At 72.2% G+C, this 15,954-nt stretch carries 10 protein-coding genes; 3 read left to right on the forward strand and 7 right to left on the reverse strand.

The window, feature by feature from the left end; genetic code table 11:
* Positions 1–77: 77 nt before the first annotated feature.
* The 3 genes from OG514_RS02280 to OG514_RS02290 form a co-directional block, all read right to left on the reverse strand.
* Positions 78–2,063, reverse strand: a complete 1,986-nt coding sequence (locus OG514_RS02280; protein ID WP_266890277.1) for a tetratricopeptide repeat protein — start codon at positions 2,061–2,063, stop codon at positions 78–80.
* Between the two features lie 234 nt (positions 2,064–2,297).
* Positions 2,298–2,924 carry an NUDIX hydrolase gene (locus tag OG514_RS02285; protein ID WP_266890279.1) on the reverse strand — a complete coding sequence of 209 codons (627 nt, stop codon included), beginning with the start codon at positions 2,922–2,924 and terminating at the stop codon, positions 2,298–2,300.
* 77 nt (positions 2,925–3,001) lie between these two features.
* On the reverse strand, positions 3,002–4,660 hold the full coding sequence (locus tag OG514_RS02290) for a CTP synthase (protein WP_266890281.1): 1,659 nt from the start codon (positions 4,658–4,660) through the stop codon (positions 3,002–3,004).
* 706 nt (positions 4,661–5,366) lie between these two features.
* Here OG514_RS02290 and OG514_RS02295 point away from each other — a divergent pair.
* Both OG514_RS02295 and OG514_RS02300 read left to right on the forward strand, forming a co-directional pair.
* On the forward strand, positions 5,367–7,169 hold the full coding sequence (locus OG514_RS02295) for a glycoside hydrolase family 15 protein (RefSeq protein WP_266890283.1): 1,803 nt from the start codon (positions 5,367–5,369) through the stop codon (positions 7,167–7,169).
* A gap of 83 nt (positions 7,170–7,252) precedes the next feature.
* Positions 7,253–8,635, forward strand: coding sequence for an FAD-binding oxidoreductase (locus OG514_RS02300; RefSeq protein WP_266890285.1), 1,383 nt, complete (start codon positions 7,253–7,255; stop codon positions 8,633–8,635).
* Positions 8,636–8,641: 6 nt separating this feature from the next.
* Here the strand turns inward: OG514_RS02300 and OG514_RS02305 are convergent, their stop codons facing one another.
* Together OG514_RS02305 and OG514_RS02310 are read right to left on the reverse strand one after the other, a co-directional pair.
* Entirely contained in the window at positions 8,642–10,294 is a 1,653-nt protein-coding gene (locus tag OG514_RS02305) for a flavin monoamine oxidase family protein (RefSeq protein ID WP_266890287.1), read from the reverse strand.
* Between the two features lie 33 nt (positions 10,295–10,327).
* Positions 10,328–11,848 (reverse strand): APC family permease, encoded by a 1,521-nt coding sequence (locus OG514_RS02310; RefSeq protein WP_266890289.1) that lies wholly within the window; start codon positions 11,846–11,848, stop codon positions 10,328–10,330.
* Between the two features lie 161 nt (positions 11,849–12,009).
* Between OG514_RS02310 and OG514_RS02315 the strand changes: the two genes are divergently transcribed.
* Entirely contained in the window at positions 12,010–13,638 is a 1,629-nt protein-coding gene (locus OG514_RS02315; protein WP_266890291.1) for a PucR family transcriptional regulator, read from the forward strand.
* A 33-nt stretch (positions 13,639–13,671) separates the two neighbouring features.
* On the opposite strand, the gene OG514_RS02320 is transcribed toward OG514_RS02315, so the two are convergent.
* Positions 13,672–14,760, reverse strand: coding sequence for a glycosyltransferase family 4 protein (locus OG514_RS02320; protein WP_266890293.1), 1,089 nt, complete (start codon positions 14,758–14,760; stop codon positions 13,672–13,674).
* Positions 14,761–14,936: 176 nt separating this feature from the next.
* On the reverse strand, positions 14,937–15,788 hold the full coding sequence (locus tag OG514_RS02325; protein ID WP_266890295.1) for a hypothetical protein: 852 nt from the start codon (positions 15,786–15,788) through the stop codon (positions 14,937–14,939).
* Positions 15,789–15,954: the final 166 nt, after the last annotated feature.

Consider the following 15,954-nt stretch of genomic DNA (forward strand, 5'->3'; position numbering starts at 1 on the left):
GCACCGGGGCAGACCACGTTCGAACGCGGCGCACCCAGTCTAATGAAGGAGTTCCCGCTGTCTAGCCTTTCAAAGTACTAATCTTCGACGGACCCACTGCGGATTTCGTAGGCTGATCGTTCCGTTTCCAGCAGTCTCTCGGCCGCAGACCGGTGCAGCCGGGCCGCGGCGGGGTCGCCGAGCCGGTCGAGGGTGTCGGCGAGCCTCAGCTGGAGCGCGGCCTGGAGCCGGGTGTCCTGGGCCCGCCGGGCCCACTCCACCGCCTCCTCGCAGGTCCGCAGGGACTCCTCGGGCCGTCCCGCGTACTCCTGGACCCGGGCGGCCTCGCTCAACGCCCGCGCGTAGCCCGGGAGATCGTCGAGCCGTCGGTAGCCGGACGCGGCGGCGCGCCAGTTCCGCAACGCCTCGCCGTACCGGCCCGCGTAGGTCTGTACGGCGCCGAGGCGGGCGTACAGCCTGGCCTGATCGGCGCGCTCGTCCCGGGCGAGGCGCTGGGCGAGCGCCCGCCCGTACCAGTCGCCGGCCCGCTGCCAGTCCCCCAGCTCCTGATAGGAGCCACCTACGGATTCCATCGCGCGACCGGTCGCGTACGGGTCATTTGCTGCGCGTCCGGCATCCAGAGCCGACCGATATCGCAGCAGAGCGTCTTTCGTCCTGCCGGTGCGGGCATCGAGATCGGCCAGATTCAGCAGGGCGGCGGCTCGCTCCCGGTGCAGTCCGCGCCGCTCGGCCACGTCCAGGACCAGCTGGTGCAGCCCGTACAGCTCGGGCGCGGCGGCCTCGGCACCCCGGTGCGCGGCGAGCGCCCTGACCAGGGAGGCGACCAGCCGGCGGGCCAGCGTGTCGAGCTCCCCGTCGGCGACGGCGAGCCGGGCTGAGGCCAGCAGGAAGGACTGCCGGGAGCGCAGCCAGACGGCGCCGGCGGCGGCGTTGGGGAAGCGCAGGGCGCGCGGCAGACCGGCCAGTTTCCTACGGGCCGGCGAGCCCTCGGATTCGGTGACCGCACGGCAGGACTGGAGGAGCCGTACGGTCCGCTCCAGCATCCGGGCCCGCGCGAGCTGCACCTCGGCGGGCCGGTCGCGCTCCTCCAGCTGAGCGCGAAGGAGGGGGACGAGATGGCCGGGAACCTCGTACTGCCCGTCCTCCCCGGCCGAGACGAGCCCCAGGGCGGCGAAGTCGGCGAGGGTGGTCGCCGCGGCCGAGACCGAGCAGCCGGCCAGGGCGGAGGCGGTGTGGGCGTCGGCCCGGCCCAGCGGGGCGAGCACCAGGAATCGCAGTATCCGGGCGGCCGTCGCCGGCAGCGCCTCATGGGCGAGCAGGAAGGCGCGGGTGAGCGGGTCGCCGCTGAGCGCGCGGAGCCGCTTGGCGAGGTCGGCGACGGAGGCCTTGGGCTGGGTGGAAAGCCAGCCACCGGCGAGAACGACCGCGGCGGGCAGCCCGCCGCACTCCTCCACCAGACTCTCGGCGGCCTGCGGATCGACGGTGATGCGTACGGAGCCGGTGAAGGCGGTGAGCAGCTCGATGGCCGACTTGGGGTCGAGCCCGCCGAGGGTGCAGGGCCGCACGTCGGGGATACCGGTGAGCGGCCCGCGGGCGACGCCGACCACCAGGGATTCGGGGTTGTCGGGGATGAGCGGATCGGCGTGCTCGGCATCGACGGCGTCGTCGAGGACCAGGACGGCCCGGCGCTCGCCGAGCGCCGCGCGGACCAGCTCGGTCAGCTCGTCCTCGGCGGCGCCGGGGGGCTCGGCGACCCCGAGCGCGGCGAGGAGTTCCTGGGCGACGCGGGCGGTGGGGACGGGGTCGCCGCCGGGCTCGGTGAGCCGGGCCCGGAAGATCCCGTCGGGGTACCGGTCGGCGAGTCCGGCGGCCAGTTCCTCGGCGAGCGCGGTACGTCCGGAGCCGGGCTTCCCGGCGATGAGCAGGACACGGGCCCGGGGCGCCTTGCGGCCGGTGAGGGTGTCGAGGCCGGTCCGCTCGATGTCGGCGCGCAGGGCCTTCAACTCCCGCTGCCGGCCGAAGAACTGCCGGCTGCCGGCCGCCGCCACCGCCTGATCCGTCACGGGCCACGCTCCCGTCCACCTGCGCACGAGCCGATCCCGCGGGGGTCTCCGCACGGGCGATTCCGAGCGTAGTTCAGGGCATGCACCGCACCTTGCGGAGCAGGGCGGACAGTTCCCCCGATCGGATCAGCCGATCGTCAGACCGGCCACCCGCCCCCGGGTGGGCAATCGCCCCGCGGGGCGGGACGGGTGGGCACCAGGGGAGGCGCGGGCCCACAACACCGCAGGCGCGGCCTACGCCTCGAAGGGGCGGGCCGGCCAGGGCGCGGTCGCCGGACGGAGCGACTCCAGCCCCTCGCCCCCGCGCACCGCGGCGAGCGACAGCACCCCCACCACCAGGCAGTTGTTGTGCAGCTCCCCCGCAAGCACCCCTCGCACCAGATCCGCCAGCGGAACCCGCGCGAGCTCCATGTCTGCCTCCTCCTCGGAGACCTCGAAGCGCTCCCCCTCCGCCTCCGAGAGACCGCGCGCCAGGAAGATCCGTACGGCCTCGTCGCAGCCGCCCGGGGTGGTGTAGACGTCGGTCAGGACCCGCCAGTCCTCGGCCTTGACGTGCGCCTCCTCGTACAGCTCGCGCTGGGCGGCGTGCAGCGGGTTCTCGCCGGGCACGTCGAGGAGTCCCGCCGGGATCTCCCAGAGCTTCTGCCGCACCGGGTGCCGGTACTGCTTGAGCAACAGGACCCGGTCCTGGTCGTCGAGGGCCAGGACGGCCACCGAGCCGGGGTGGACCTGGTAGTCGCGGCGCGCGACCGTGCCGTCCGGCATGACCACGTCGTCCGTGCGGACACTCGTCTTGTTTCCCTGGAAAGGGGTCGTCGTCTCGACGACCCGCCACTCCTCCGGGGTGTCCTGCAACTCCATGAGCTGTCCTCCCACATACGAAAACCGGGGTACGGGTCCGTCAGGACCCGTACCCCGGCAACGTTAACGCGCGGCGACTACTTCGCCGGCTTGCCCGTCTTGCGCTCGACGGCGGCCTTCACCAGGCCCGCGAAGAGCGGGTGCGGACGCGTCGGACGCGAACGCAGCTCCGGGTGCGCCTGGGTGGCGACCAGGTAGGGGTGGATCTCGCGCGGGTACTCGACGTACTCGACGAGCTTGTTGTCCGGGGAGGTGCCGGAGAAGACCAGGCCGGCCTTCTTCTCCAGCTCACCGCGGTAGGCGTTGTTGACCTCGTAGCGGTGACGGTGGCGCTCGTCGACGTACGGCTGGTCGTCGTAGACCTCACGGACGATCGAGCCCTCGGCGAGCTTCGCCGGGTACAGGCCCAGGCGCATCGTTCCGCCAAGGTCGCCGGCGCCCTCGACGAACGCCAGCTGCTCCTCCATCGTCGAGACGACGGGGTGCGCGGTGGCCGGGTCGAACTCGGTGGAGTTGGCCTCGGGGATGTCGGCGAGGTTCCGGGCGGCCTCGATGACGATGCACTGCAGACCGAGGCAGATGCCGAGCAGCGGCACCTTGTTCTCGCGGGCGTACTGGATCGCGCCGACCTTGCCGCTCACACCGCGGTCGCCGAAGCCACCGGGGATGAGGATCGCGTCGACGTCGCCGAGCTGCTTCTTGGCCCCGGCCGGGGTCTTGCAGTCGTCGGACGTGACCCACTTGACCTTGACGCGCGCCTTGTTGGCGAAGCCGCCGGCCCGCATGGCCTCGGTGACCGAGAGGTACGCGTCGGGCAGGTCGATGTACTTGCCGACGAGCGCGACGGTGACCTCGTGGTCGGGGTTGTGGACGCGGTCGAGCAGGTCGTCCCAGGTGGACCAGTCCACATCGCGGAACGGCAGGTCGAGCTTGCGGACGACGTAGGCGTCCAGGCCCTCGGTGTGGAGCACCTTGGGGATGTCGTAGATCGACTTGGCGTCGATCGCGGCGACGACCGCGGCCTCGTCGACGTCGCACATCAGCGAGATCTTGCGCTTGATGGAGGTGGGGACCTCACGGTCGGCGCGCAGCACGATCGCGTCGGGCTGGATGCCGATGTTGCGCAGGGCGGCGACGGAGTGCTGGGTCGGCTTGGTCTTCAGCTCGCCGGAGGGGCCGATGTAGGGCAGCAGCGAGATGTGCACGACGAAGACGTTGTCGCGGCCGACCTCGTGGCGGACCTGGCGGACGGTCTCCAGGAACGGCAGGGACTCGATGTCGCCGACCGTGCCGCCGACCTCGGTGATGACGACGTCGACGTCGTCGGTCGCCATGCGGCGGATCCGGGACTTGATCTCGTTGGTGATGTGCGGGATGACCTGCACGGTGTCACCGAGGTACTCGCCGCGCCGCTCCTTGGCGATGACCTGCGAGTAGACCTGGCCGGTGGTGACGTTGGCCGAGCCGTCGAGGTCGACGTCGAGGAAGCGCTCGTAGTGACCGATGTCCAGGTCGGTCTCGGCGCCGTCGTTGGTGACGAACACCTCACCGTGCTGGAAGGGGTTCATCGTGCCCGGGTCGACGTTGAGGTACGGGTCGAGCTTCTGCATCGTGACCCGCAGGCCCCGGGCCTTGAGGAGCGCACCCAGGCTGGAGGCGGTCAGGCCCTTGCCGAGGCTGGAGGCGACACCCCCGGTGACGAAGATGTGCTTGGTCGTCGTGGTTTTGGGCGGCATCGCCAAGAGGGGGCTCCCGTGGTCGCGTTTGGAGGTGCGTACCGGCGTCCCCTCCGGAAGAATCGGGGGGTGCCGTCGCTGCGGTTTCGGGGTCCTCGGCTGTCGCCGTTTCCCACCGGTCCACGGGGTACCAGGGTATCAGCGACATCGGGAGACCGCTTCCGGCCACACGCGGCAGTCGGGTGTACACGGACGGCGACATGCGGGCGGACCGAGCTCCCACCGGGCGGCGGACCGACCTCCGACCGGACAGGGACCGGCCCCCTCCCACCGGACGGGAGGACGGGCCCCGCAGGACGGGAGGACGGCCTCACAGGACGGCGGGACGGCCCCGCAGAGCGGGCGGATCCACGGCCCACCAGCGGCGGACCGGCCTCGCGCCGGGCGAAGGGAGGAGCTCCCACCTGCGAAAGACGGACCTTTCACCGACGATGGACGGACTTCCACCGACGAACAGGACCCGTTCACCCGATCGGAGCAACACCGTTACCGGCGTGATCACCGGGTCACTAGGGTGCGACGTATCCTGCTCGGACATTGCCCGCCGAGCCGGCCGGCCAGCGGCACCATCCCGCCCGTCACCCGGACCAAGTGCTCGTCGAAGACCCTTGACCGTTGACACACGCAGACCCGGCTGACACCCAGCCGGCGCATCTGAGCAAGCGCCCCGCGGGGCGGACGTGGCCGTTCGACTGGAGTGAAGCACGTGGCCGGGCGCATCGAGGATTACGCACTCATCGGAGACATGCAGACCGCCGCCCTGGTCTGCCGGGACGGCAGCGTCGACTGGCTGTGTCTCCCCCGATTCGACTCCCACGCGATCTTCGCCGGACTGCTGGGCACCGAGGAGCACGGGTTCTGGCGGGTGGGCCCCGCCGGGCCCGCCGACGCCGAACCGGCCCCGGCCGACCGGCGCCGCTACAAGGGCGACTCGCTCATCCTGGAATCCGAGTGGGACACCGACCGCGGCACGGTCCGGGTGACCGACTTCATGCCGCCGCGCGACGGCGCCCCGCAGCTGATCCGGATCGTGGAGGGCGTCTCCGGCCGGGTCCGGATGCGTTCCTCGCTGCGCATGCGGTTCAGCTACGGCCGGATCGTGCCGTGGGTCCACAAGGTCGGGGAGCGCACGGTCGCCGTCGCGGGACCCGACTCGGTGTGGCTGGACACCGACGCCGAGACGCACGGCAAGGACCTCACCACGTACTCCGACTTCACCGTGAACCCCGGGGACCGGATCACCTTCACGCTCTCCTGGCAGCCCTCCCACAAGGAGCCGCCGGCCCTTCCGGACCCCGAGGGCTCCCTGGAGGCGACCGCCGACTTCTGGCGCGAATGGGTCGAACACTGCACGTATCACGGCCCCTACCGGGAGGCCGTGATCCGTTCCCTGATCACCCTGAAGGCGCTGACGTACGCGCCGACCGGCGGGATCGTGGCCGCGCCGACCACCTCGCTGCCCGAGGAGATCGGCGGCGTCCGCAACTGGGACTACCGCTACACCTGGCTGCGCGACGCGGCGATCACCCTGTCCTCGATGCTGCGCACCGGCTACCGCGAGGAGGCCCGAGCCTGGCGGGACTGGCTGCTCCGCGCGGTCGCCGGCGACCCGGAGAACCTCCAGATCATGTACGGCATCGCCGGCGAGCGGGAGCTCGGCGAGGCGGAGCTCGACTGGCTCCCGGGGTACGAGAACTCCGGCCCGGTCCGGGTCGGCAACGGCGCCGCCAACCAGCTCCAGCTCGACGTCTACGGCGAGGTCACCGAGGCCCTCCACCTCGCGCACATGACGGGCCTGTCCCGCAACGACTACGCCTCGCTCCTCCAGATCAAGCTGATCAACTACCTGGAGAAGCACTGGGACCAGCCGGACGAGGGCATCTGGGAGGTCCGCGGCCCGCGCCGCCACTTCGTGCACTCCAAGGTGATGGCCTGGGTGGCCGTCGACCGCACGATCAAGCTCATCGAGTCCGGGGACGCCGACGGCCCGCTGGAGCGCTGGCACGCGCTGCGCGACGAGATCCACCGGGACGTCTGCGAGAAGGGCTACGACCCCGAGCGGAACACCTTCACGCAGTCGTACGGCTCCAAGGAGCTGGACGCCTCGCTGCTGCTGATCCCGCAGATGGGCTTCCTGCCGCCGGACGACAAGCGGGTCATCGGCACCATCGAGGCGATCCAGCGCGAGCTGTCCACGGAGGACGGATTCGTGCTGCGCTACCCCACCTCCGGCGAGGAGGCCGGGGTCGACGGTCTGGAGGGCGACGAGGGCGCGTTCCTGGCGTGCTCGTTCTGGCTGGCCGACGACCTGGCGATGATCGGCCGGGTGGACGAGGCGCGCTCGCTCTTCGAGCGGCTGCTCGCGCTCCGCAACGACCTGGGGCTGCTCGCCGAGGAGTGGGACCCGAGGCTCCAGCGGCAGGTCGGCAACTTCCCGCAGGCCTTCAGCCACGTGCCACTGATCGACACGGCACTGCGCCTGACGGCGAGCGGGGCGTACGGCGGCTGAGGAACGCCGCCCGGCACGCGCGGGACAGGCCCCGGACCTACGATGAAGGGGTCCCTGTCCCCCCTCGTGAAAGGGGGGCTCCCATGGGCCCCCACATCTCGGAAAGCGCCCTGTCAGGGCTGGTCGAGGACCTCGCGGGCGAGGTGATCGTCCCGGGTGATCCGGGCTACGACGAAGCCCGTGCCCTTCACAACGGCATGATCGACCACCGTCCCTCGGTGATCGCCCAGTGCGCGAGCCAGGCGGACGTGTCCAACGCGATCCTCTTCGGGCGCGCGTGCGAACTCCCGATCGCGGTGCGGGGCGGCGGCCACAGCGTCGCCGGGACCTCCGTGATCGACGGCTCGATCGTCGTCGACCTGCGCCGGATGCACGCGGTCGTCGTGGACCCGGAGGACATGACGGTACGGGTCGAGGGCGGGGCGACGATGGGGCAGATGGACCACGCCTGCCAGCCGTTCCACGTGGCGACCACCGGCGGACGGGTGTCCACCACCGGGATCGGCGGCTTCACGCTGGGCGGCGGATCAGGCTGGCTGGAGCGGAAGTTCGGTCTCGCCAGCGACAACCTGCTGGCCGCCGACCTGATCACGGCCGAGGGCAAGCACGTCCACACGGACGCGGAGGAGAACCCGGAGCTGTTCTGGGCGCTGCACGGCGGCGGCGGCAACTTCGGGGTGGCGACCTCGCTGACGCTGCGGCTGTACGAGCTGCCGCGGATGAGCGTCGTGATGCTGTTCTTCCTGCCCGACAACGCGCCCGAGGTGATCCGCGCCTTCCGGGACATCGCCGGCACCGCCCCGGACGAGGTGGGCGGCGGGGCGATCTACCTGCCCGCACCGCCCGAGCCGTTCGTCCCGGAGGACCTGGTCGGCAAGCTGGTCTGCGGGACGGTCCTCACGAACGCCGGTCCGGTCGAGGAGCTGAGGGAGCTCGCGGCGCCGCTGTTCGCCCTGAGCCCCGTGATCGAGATCGTCACGGACATCCCGTACACGGAGCTGCAGTCCATGCTCGACGACCCGCCCGGACTGCGGAACTACTGGTCGGCCGAGTACCTGCGCGACTTCCCCGACGAGGCCGTGGACACCTTCTGCGACCGCGGCGCGCGGATCCCGGCGTCCACCGCCACCCAGCACGTGCTGTTCATGATGGGCGGGGCCGTGGCCGCCGGGCCCTCCCGCTATCCACAGCCGTGGCGCACCGCTCCCTGGGCGGTGCACCCGTTCGCGACCTGGGAGGACCCGGCGTACGACGAGCAGGCGAAGCAGTGGGTGCGCGACGTGCGGGCCGACGTACGGCCGTGGGCGCTCGACGCGACGTACCTGAACTTCGTCGGCGCCGAGGGCGAGCAGCGGATCGTCTCCTCGTTCGGCGAGGAGAACTATCGGCGGCTCGCCGCCGTGAAGGCCACGTACGACCCCGACAACGTGTTCCGGTTCAACCAGAACATCGTCCCGGCCGGATGAGCCGGCTCATCGCAGCGCGTCGATCACCTCCCGGGCGGCGCGCTCGCCCTCCGTGGCCCCGCCTTCCATGAAGCCCTGGAAGTCGTACGAACAGTGCTCGCCGCCGATGTGGACATTGCCCTGGGCGGTCCCCTCGTACCCGGCGTACCGGTGGAGATAGCCGACCGGCCAGCAGGAGTACGCGCCCAGCGAGTACGGGTTCCGGTGCCAGGCGGAGAGCTGGGCGCGGCCCGTGTACGCCCGGGAGGTGCCGGGGAAGAAGGCGTCGATGCCCGCGAGGTGGCGGGTGACGAGGTTCCGTACGTACGGGTCGGACTCGGTGGAGAAGGGCCCGGCGGGCGTCAGCGACCTGGCGAGGCCGCCGCCGCCGTACTGGAGGAGGATGCCGCCGGTCCCGCCCTGGATCTTGGTGGTCTCCCAGGTCTGCTGGACCTCGGTGTCGGTGAAGCAGTCACCGGCCGAGACGCCCGGCCAGGCGCCGGTGCCACGCCAGGGGCGGGTGCCGAACTGCATGTTGAGCTTGGTGCAGTGACCCATCCGGGCGTCCCGCAGCAGGTTCCTCATGAGCGGGTCGAACGCGGCCTGGGACAGGTCGATCTCCTTGAGGACCGGCAGCGGGAGGCAGAGGATCGTGTGGTCGGCGGTGACGGTCCTGGTGGCACCGGCCTCGGCGAAGGTCAGCGTCTGGGTGCCGTCGGCGTTGGCGCGTACGGCGGTCAGCGACCAGCCCGGGCGCAGGGTGCCCGGGGCGAGCGCCCCGGCGACGGCGTTCGGGAGCCGGTCGTTGCCGCCGACGATGTGGTACCGCTCGTTGGACAGGCCCCAGATGTTGAAGTTGCCGGGATTGGTCTGGTAGCCCATGAGCAGCACCAGGGCGAGCGAGGACTGCTCGGTGGTGTCCGCCCCGTACTCGACGTTGTAGGCGACGTCGATGAAGCGGCCGAGGGGCGAGGAGTGCCCACCGGGGACCCGGGTCTCGATCCACTCGTGGATCGACATGTTGTCGAGTGCGGTGCCCGTGGGGGTGGTCTGGTTCCAGAAGACCTCCCCCGCGTCCGAGAGGTCCCGGCGCAGCAGCTGGTAGACCGCCTTGAAGTCCTCGTCGGCCTGGGCACGGGGGTAGTACGCGCCGTTGAACCAGAGGACCTCCTCCGCTCCGTTGGGCCCGCCGCCGAGGAAGTCCTCCACAGGGAGGTCGAAGCGGCGGCAGAGCTCCAGGATCTTCTTGTGGCTGGTGTCGATCAGCTCGCCGCCGATCTCGGAGGTCTGCCCGTACGCCCAGTGGGCGCGCTGGGTCCACATGCGGCCGCCGACCCGGGTGGGGTTCGCCTCGTAGAGCACCGGGGTGAGGCCGGCGTCCTGGAGGGTGAGGGCGGCGGTGAGGCCGGAGATCCCGGCGCCGACGACGGCGACCCGGGCGGTGCTCTTGACCGGCGGGTCCGGGGTGGCGGCGCGCGCGGGCACGGCCCCGCCCAGACCGGCGGCCCCGGCCCCGACGACGGCGACACCGGCAGCGGCGGCGTACGTGAGGAGGGAGCGGCGCCCGAGGGCGTCGGCTCTCATGCCGCGGAGCTCGTCGACGGGGAGGTTCAGCCGCCGCGCGTCGGCGTGGTCGGCGGCCAGTTTCTTCAGGAGGTGCATCGGGTTGGTGCGTGCCATGGGGCGCTCCTGGAGGAGAGAAGGGGATTCAGCTCAGCTCTGCGGGACGGCGGCGGGGGCGGGGGCCGCTGTCTCTTCGGCGGGGCGCTCGGCGGCGTCCTCCAGGACGATCCGGCCGATGATCTCGTAGCGTTCGGGCCGCTTGGCCTTGAGGTAGAGGCCGACGCCGAGGCCGCCGAAGAAGACCGCGCCGACGATCCAGGGGATCGCCTTGAAGAAGAGCGAGTCGGCGGCGAGACCGGCGGCGGTCTCCATGTTGACGACCAGCAGGACGACGACGGCGATCATGCCGACACCGCCGAGGAGCGGGGCGGTGAGGGTCCTGAACCAGTGCCGGTCCTCGGGGTGGTTCTTGCGGAAGTAGCCGATGACGGCGAAGGAGCAGAGGGTCTGGACGATGAGGATCGCCATCGTGCCGAGGATCGCGAGCAGGGTGTAGAGGTGGATGTAAGGGTCCTGGCCGGTGAGCCAGAAGCCGCCGACGAGGGCGACGGCGATCGCGCTCTGCACGTACGAGGCGATGTACGGCGAGCCGTGCTTCGCGTGCGTCCGGCCGAGCGCCGGGTGGAGGAAGCCCTCACGCCCGATGGCGTACAGATAGCGCGAGGCGCACTGGTGGAAGGCCATCCCGCAGGCGAAGGAGCCGGTGAGCAGCAGCCACTGGAAGGCGTCGACGGCCCAGGCGCCGATGAAACTCTCGGTGGGCGAGAAGAACAGGTCGAGGGGCGAGGCGGAGGCGGACAGCTTCACCGATCCGGCGAGGCCGTTGCCCGCGATCGTCATCCACGACACGTAGATGTAGAAGAGGCCGACGCCGATGACGGAGATCAGCGTGGCGCGCGGGATGACCCGTTTGGGGTCGCGGGACTCCTCGCCGTACATCGCGGTCGACTCGAAGCCCACCCAGGACCAGAAGGCGAAGAAGAGACCGAGGCCGGCGGAGGTGCCGGTGAAGGCGTTCCTGGGGTCGATCGGTTCGACGGGGATGCCATCGGGGCCGCCGCCGGCGATCAGGACGGCGGTGGCGACCGCGAAGAGGACCGCGATCTCGGCGATGAGCATCACCCCGAGCGCCTTGGCGGTCAGGTTGATGTCGAAGTACGAGAGGGCGGCGGTGACGGACAGCATGACGGCCGCGTACAGGATCCACGGCAGGTCCACGCCGAGCTGATCCGCGACGGTCGTCTTGGCGAAGTACGCGAAGACACCGACGATCGAGGCCTCGAAGACGATGTACGCGAGGACGGCGAGCATCCCGGAGGCCATGCCGGCGATCCGGCCGAGGCCGTGCGAGATGTAGCCGTAGAAGGCGCCGGCGGCGGTGATCCGCTTGGCCATGGCGACGTATCCGACCGAGAAGACGGTCAGGACGAGCGTCGCGAAGAGATAGCCGGCGGGTGCGCCGGTGCCGTTGCCGAAGCCGACGGCGATGGGGAGGTTGCCGGTCATCGCGGTGATCGGGGCCGCGGTGGCGACGGCCATGAAGACGACGCCGACGAGCCCGACCGAGTTCGCCTTGAGCCGGTGGACCTCTGGGATGGGGTTCTCTGCCATGGCGCGAGAGCATCCTCGCGAGTGACGTAGGCCACAATCGACATGCGGTAGCGCAATTCCCGCCGCGGGGCGACGAGTTGTCGCCCATGCGTGCGAACTGTCCGGTCCCGTGACCGTGGGGTGATGTCGCCGTAACGCGGACGCGGGTAGCGTCCGGCCCCATGGACAATCAGGGCGGGATCACCGTGCAGCGGGCGCTCGAACTCCCGGGCCTGCGCAGCGGGCTCCCGGAGGTCGTGGCCGGCGCGGACCGGCTGCACCGCACGGTGCGCTGGGTGCACGCGGGCGAGGTGCCGAACATCGCGTCGCTGCTCAAGGGCGGTGAGCTGCTGCTGACCACGGGCCTCGGGCTCGGCACCCGGCCGGCCGAGCAGCGCGCCTTCGTACGACGGCTCGCCGACCGGGGCATCGCGGCGCTCGTGGTGGAACTCGGACCGCGTTTCGCCCGCCTCCCGGCGACGATAGTGGAGACCGCGCGGGCCGCCGGTCTGCCCTTGGTGCAGCTGCACCGCGAGGTCCCCTTCGTGGCCGTCACGGAGGAGATCCACACCGAGATCGTCAACGGCCACTACGCGCTCCTCCGGCAGGCCGAGGAGGTCCACCGGCAGTGCACGGAGGCACTGCTCGGCGGTGGCGGGGTCCCGCAGGTCCTGCGCATCCTCTCGGACTTCGCCGCCAACCCCGTCTTCCTGGAGACCGCCGACGGACAGCTGCTGTACGCGGCGGGCACCGAGTCCGCGCCCGCCGACCCGCTCCAGGTCTGGGACGGGCTGCGCGGCCAGCGGGCGGCCCGCGAATCGGGCCCGCCCACCGGCACGGTCCTGGTCGACGTGCCCGGCGGCGGCCCCGGTACGTCATCGGTACGGGCCCGTCTCGTCCTCCTGTCGGTCTCCGGCGCCCTCTCCCCCGTCCACCGGATGGCGGCCGAGCGCGCGGCGGGTCTCCTCGCAGTCGTCCTCATGCAGGCGCGCCAGGAGGAGGAGCTGGCCGCGCGGGGCCGGGGCGACTTCCTGACGGACCTGGCGGAGGGCCGGATCACGGCCGAGGACGCCCCGGCACAGGCCCGGGTCCTCGGCTTCAAACCGGGCGACGGCCCGCTCCTGCCGGTGGTGATGCGCCTGGCCTCGGAGCTCTCCCCGTCGGGGAACTGGGCTCTGCTCGCCCGCGCGGTCCTGGAGGAGCTCGCCTCGGTCGGGGTCCCGGTCCTCCTGGGCGTCCGCCCGGTGGAAGGCCGTGTCCCCCTCCTCCTGGGCCTGCGCTCGGAATCGGAACGCACGGCGGTCGCGGACCGGGTCGCGGCGGCCCTGCGCGCGGGCGTGGAGCGGGCGGGCCTCGAACGCGCCGGGGTGCACCCGCCGGTGGTCGTGGTGGGCGTCGCGGGCAGCTGGGCCGCGGCCTCGGCGGGCCTGCGGCACGCGGCGGAGACGGCGACGGCCGCGCAGGGCCTCTCGGAGCTGCCCTGGTACGACGCCCGGCGCCTCGACATCGACCTGTTGCTGTGGCGGCTGCACTTCCACGGGGACACGGTCCTGGCGGCGTTCGTGGACCGTGCGATCGGCCCGCTGCGGGACCACGACCGCACGTCCCGTCCCCCGCTCCTCCCGACCCTGGAGACGTACCTGGCGCACGCGGGCCGCAAGGCGGAGACGGCCCGGGAACTCCACCTGAACCGCCAGACGCTCTACAACCGCCTGGCCCGCATCTCCGAACTCCTGGGCACGGACCTGGACGACCCCCAAACGGTCCTGGCCCTCTCCCTGGCCCTGAGAGCCCGCCGCCACACGCCATAGCCCCGGGCCCGGCAAGAGACGCCGTAGCGCTCCCTACCGCCCCACCAACTCGTCGTACACGCTCAGAACGTGCGCCACCGTCTCGTCCTCCGTAGGCCAGGACCCCGCCTGCACCCGCCCCGCCGCCGCCAGATCCATCCGCCGCTCCACGTCCTCCAGCAGCCCCCGCACCGCCCCGGCGAGCGCCGCCGAATCCCCGTACGGCACCAACTCCGCCGCTTCACCCACGAGTTCCGGAACTCCGCCCACCGCGGTGGCGACGAGCGGCACCCCGAGCCGCAGCGCCTCCTGGGCGAGCAGGGACCGCGCCTCCCACCGCGACGGCAGCACCGCGACATCCGCCGCCGCGAGCAGTTCCGCGACGTCCTCGCGCCGCCCGATCAGCCGCACCGGCAGCCCTTCCGCCACGATCCGCCGCTGGAGGGCGGCCCGTTCGCGCCCCTCCCCCGCGATCACGAGCAGCGGCTGCGGATCGAGCTCCCGCCATTCCCGCGCCGCGTCGAGCAGGGTCCGGTACCCCCGCCCGCGCTCAAGCGCCCCGACGGCCATCAGCAACGGCCGGCCGACGGCGCCCAGTTCGGCCCGCGCCTTGCCGTCGTGGAGGCATACGGGCCCCCGCGCGGCCGGCACGGTGACGGGTGCGAGCCGGGCGTCCCGGGCTCCGCGCCGCCGGGCCCGGTCGACGAGTTCGGAGGACGTGGCGAGGACAACGGTCGCGGCCCGCACGGTCCTTCGCTCCAGAAGCCGCAGCACCCCGCCCCGCGCCCCGTGGACATGGTTCCGGCTGTCCCAGGTCGTCACGAGCGGAGCCCGGCCCCCACGCTCTCCGCCGGACAGCGCGAGCGCGGCCCGCACCGACGCCTGCAACCCGTGCGCGTGGACCACGTCCGCGCCGATGCAGGCGTTACGGAGCGCGGCGACCGCCGCGGGGTCGCCGAGGCACGGCAGCGGCACGAAGTGCGCACCGGCGCCCAGGTAGTCGTAGACGTGGTCGAGTTCGGCCGGGGCGCACACGGTCACCCGCACGCCCCTGGCCACCAGCCCCGAGGCAAGTGATCGGACGTGAGCGCTGCTGCCCGCGCTGCCGCCGCCCAGCACTTGGACCGTACGGAGCTGTGTCACGCGCCCAAGGATGCCAGCCCGTGCCCCCGACCGTACGCACGTTCCGGCACCGAAGTGGCGTCGTTCCCCTGTACGGAAGGCGTACGGCTCCGTGTCTCACCCCTCGGGTTCACCCACTCGGGTGAGCGCGCGAGGACACCTCGCACTCCCCGAGGTCACGCCTCTGCTCCCCCAGGTCACGCCTCTGCTCCCCCGGACCCCGCCGACACTCCCCCGGACCCGGCCGCCGCTCCCTCTGCCCCGGCCGACGCTGCCCCAGTTCCCGAGGACGCGCCCCCGAGACCCCCGTTCCACTCCGCCCACGCCGCGGCGGCAACCAACCCGGCCGCATGGACGGCGAGTCCGATCCGCCCGTTCCCGACGGCGATCCCACTGCCGACGGCTGCGCCGAGCGCGTGCGCACCGGTGTCGCCGAGCATGGTGCGCTCACCGAGGTCGTCCCCGAGGACGGCCGTGACGGCCCCCATCGGGGCTGCGGCGAGCGAGCCGCGCAGCAACCCGGGAGCGCCGAGCGCGAGAACGGTCAGCCCCGCGCGCCCGGGCCGTACGTCCACCAGATTGACGAGATGGGCGGTTCCGGCGATGACGACTCCGGCGAGGACCTTGTCGACGGCCCGCTCCTTGAGCAGCGCCCCGGTCACGAGCGAGGCCGCACCGATCCCGAGCAGCTTGACGGCCCCACTGGTCACCTCGCCGCCCCGCAGCGCCGCGAGATGCGCCCGGAAGCCCCGCCGATGGTCACCCTTCACATCGTCGTACGCCCCGCACGCCCCGGCGGCCAGCACGGCGAACGCCGCCGGCCCGCTCCCCGTGCCGACGGCGGCCCCGACGGCCACCGCGGGCCCGGCGTACAGATCGACGGCCCGTCCCGCGTAGTTGACCCGCGTCCAGGGCCCGTCATCCGGTTCCCCGTGGCCGGCCGGCGCCCCCCGCCCCTCGGCCACACGTCGCCGAAGCCCCTCGTAAGCGACCCGGGTGACCCCCGCGGCAAGGGCGAATGAGGCGATCCTGCCCGCTGTCCCGATCATGGCCCCAGCCTAGCCACGCTGTCAGGCCCCTCCGCCAGGCCCTGCTCGGCGAGCGCCCACAACGGGCGGCAGAGGGCGGATCGACTACGCGAAGCGGCGGAACAGCCCGGTCAGGGAGCGGCGGCACGCCTGCCCGCTCCCTGACCGCTGAGGGTCAGCCGTCGAC

Source organism: Streptomyces sp. NBC_00572, assembly GCF_026341815.1.
In the GTDB taxonomy this organism is placed as follows: domain Bacteria; phylum Actinomycetota; class Actinomycetes; order Streptomycetales; family Streptomycetaceae; genus Streptomyces.